Consider the following 2,727-nt stretch of genomic DNA (forward strand, 5'->3'; position numbering starts at 1 on the left):
TAGGACGCAGTTACCAAGGGCAAACGGTCGCTATTGCCATTGAGGACACCGTCTTTCGCGTCGTAATCGACGGCAACTGTCCGTGGCCATGAAAAAGTACCCACTGGTGGCCAAGTGGAGGTATCCGCTGGTGGCCGGATAAAAGTACCCACCCCGTGTTCGTCGTGTCGATCAGGAACTGCGGGCCCCGGTGGTGACGGTGAAGGTGCCAACCACTCATCGTCACCACCGGGGAGTTCCATTGAAGTCTGCGAGGGACCGCATGGACATCATTTCTGCTTATCAACAAGTCGGGTCATACCGCGGCGCCGCGCAGCTGTGCGGCACCACCCATAGGACCGTCAAGAAAGTCGTCGAGAAATTCGAAGCCGGTGAGAGCGCACCGCCGCGGGTCGAGCGGGCCCACAATTACGATGCGGTGGCCGATCTGGTCGCCGAGCGTGTCGAGAAGTCGGCGGGTCGGATGTCGGCGAAGCGGATGTTGCCGATCGCGAAGGCCGCCGGTTACGACGGGTCGGCACGCAACTTCCGTCGCCTCGTTGCTGAGGCGAAGGTGTTGTGGCGCAACGAACATCACCGGGGACGTCGCCCGGCGGTGTGGTCACCGGGTGAGTATCTGGTGATCGACTGGGCCCAAGCCGCACCCGGGTTGTTCCTGTTCTGCGCAGTGCTGGCGTTCTCCCGGTGGCGCTTCGTCGCGTTCGCCACCGACCAGAAGGCGTCCACGACGTTGGCGTTGATCGCCGAAGCGATGGCCGGGATAGGTGGTGTCCCGGCCCGGGTGCTGGCCGACCGGATGGCCTGTCTGAAGGGCGGCGTGGTCGCCAACGTGGTGATCCCTACCGCCGAATACGTCCGGCTGGCAGGTCATTACGGTTTCGCGCCGGACTTCTGCCATGCATCCGACCCTAAATCGAAGGGCATCGTGGAGAACTTGTGCGGCTACGCCCAACGCGACCTCGCCGTCCCGCTGCTCACCGACGCCGCCATCGCCGGGGTGCCGGTTGATCTGCGTGCTGCCAACGTTGCGGCCAGGGCGTGGTGTCTGGAGGTCAATGCCGCGGTGCATTCGGAGATCTGTGCGGTCCCCGATGAGCAACTGCTGATCGAACGGGAACTCCTGCAACCGTTGCCGTCGCTGCAACTTCGAATCGGGGCACCGTCGGTGATCCGCAAGGTCGACCGGCTGTCGTGTGTCCGGTATGCCTCGGCCCGCTACTCGGTGCCCACCCGACTGATCGGGACCAGCGTGGCCGTCGTCGTCGATCACGGCGCGCTGTGCATCGTGGAGCCCGCGACTGGGGTGATCGTGGCTGAGCACGAACTGGGTGCCCCAGGCAGCGCATCAGTCCTCGACGATCACTACGACGGTCCCCGCCCGGAACCTAGCCGCGGACCACGACCCAAAACTCATGCTGAGCAACAGTTCTGCACACTCGGCGAGGATGCTCAAGCATTCCTGGTCGGGGCCGCCGCGATCGGCAACACTCGGCTGGGCTCCGAACTGGAAGTCCTACTGGCGTTGGGCGCCGCCCACGGCACCGACGCCTTGGTCGGCGCGCTTCGCCGGGCGGTCGCGTTCCGGAGGTTCCGCGCGATCGACGTGCGGTCCATCCTGGCCGCCGGCGCCGGAACGCCGCAGCCCCGCCCCGCCGGGGATGCGTTGATCCTGGACCTCCCAGTCGCCCCGACCCGATCCCTGGCTGCCTACACGGTCAACCCGGCCGCAGACGGTGGTGCCACGTCATGAACGGCACGCCAGCCAAGGCAACCAAACCCGTTGCACCACTGTCCACTCCGCAATTCGCCGCTGATCTCGACGCCGGGCTGCGGCGGCTCAAGCTCGCCGCGATCCGGCGCACCGCCCCCGAAGTCCTAATCACCGCCAAGACCCAGCGCTGGACCCCCGAAGAAGTGCTACGGACCCTCGTCGAGACCGAACTGGCGGCACGGGATGCCTCCAACGTCGTCAACCGGCTCAAGGCTGCCGGGTTCCCGGTCACCAAGACCTTGGAGTCCTTCGACGTGGCCGCATCGTCGATTCAGCCCAAGGTGTTCGACTACCTGTCGAGCCTGGAATGGGTTCGCACACAACAGAATCTGGCGATCATCGGACCGGCTGGGACCGGCAAGTCCCACACCCTGATCGGACTGGGGGTCGCTGCGATTCATGCTGGGCACAAGGTCCGGTACTTCACCGCCGCCGACCTCGTCGAAACCCTCTACCGCGGCTTGGCCGACAACACCGTCGGCAAGATCATCGAATCCCTGCTCCGTGTCGATCTGATCATCCTCGACGAACTGGGCTTCGCCCCACTCGACGACACCGGCACCCAGCTGCTGTTCCGCCTCGTCGCCGGCGCCTACGAACGCCGCTCCCTGGCCATCGGCTCGCACTGGCCCTTCCAAGAGTGGGGTCGATTCCTGCCCGAGCAGACCACCGCCGTCAGCATCTTGGACCGGCTCCTGCATCACGCCACCGTCGTCATCACCGACGGCCAGTCCTACCGAATGAAGGACGCCCAACACCGGAAGGAGAACCCCCAACCAATCTAAGAATCACTGCACGGGGTGGGTACTTTTATCCGGCCACCAGCGGGTACTTCTACTTGGCCATTGACAGCAACGAGATCTGCACTCATGCGAGAAATGTCGCCTGCCAGGGTGATGGGACCTCTGGTTTGCCATGAGCATGGGACCGGGTTGTTCCGGTTGTAGGCCGTGCGT

2 protein-coding genes are annotated in these 2,727 nt (G+C 64.7%); both read left to right on the forward strand.

What is annotated here, in order from left to right:
• Positions 1-241 precede the first annotated feature (241 nt).
• Positions 242-1,750: an IS21 family transposase gene (istA, locus tag BST44_RS28980; RefSeq protein WP_079669096.1), complete on the forward strand. Its 1,509-nt coding sequence runs from the start codon at positions 242-244 to the stop codon at positions 1,748-1,750.
• The gene (gene istB, locus BST44_RS28985; RefSeq protein ID WP_007172566.1) at positions 1,747-2,556 is read left to right on the forward strand and encodes an IS21-like element helper ATPase IstB; all 810 of its coding nucleotides are present in this window, start codon (positions 1,747-1,749) and stop codon (positions 2,554-2,556) included. The genes istA and istB overlap by 4 nt, the downstream gene beginning before the upstream one ends.
• The last annotated feature ends 171 nt before the right edge of the window (positions 2,557-2,727 follow it).

It is taken from the genome of Mycobacterium scrofulaceum, assembly GCF_002086735.1.
GTDB lineage: Bacteria > Actinomycetota > Actinomycetes > Mycobacteriales > Mycobacteriaceae > Mycobacterium > Mycobacterium scrofulaceum.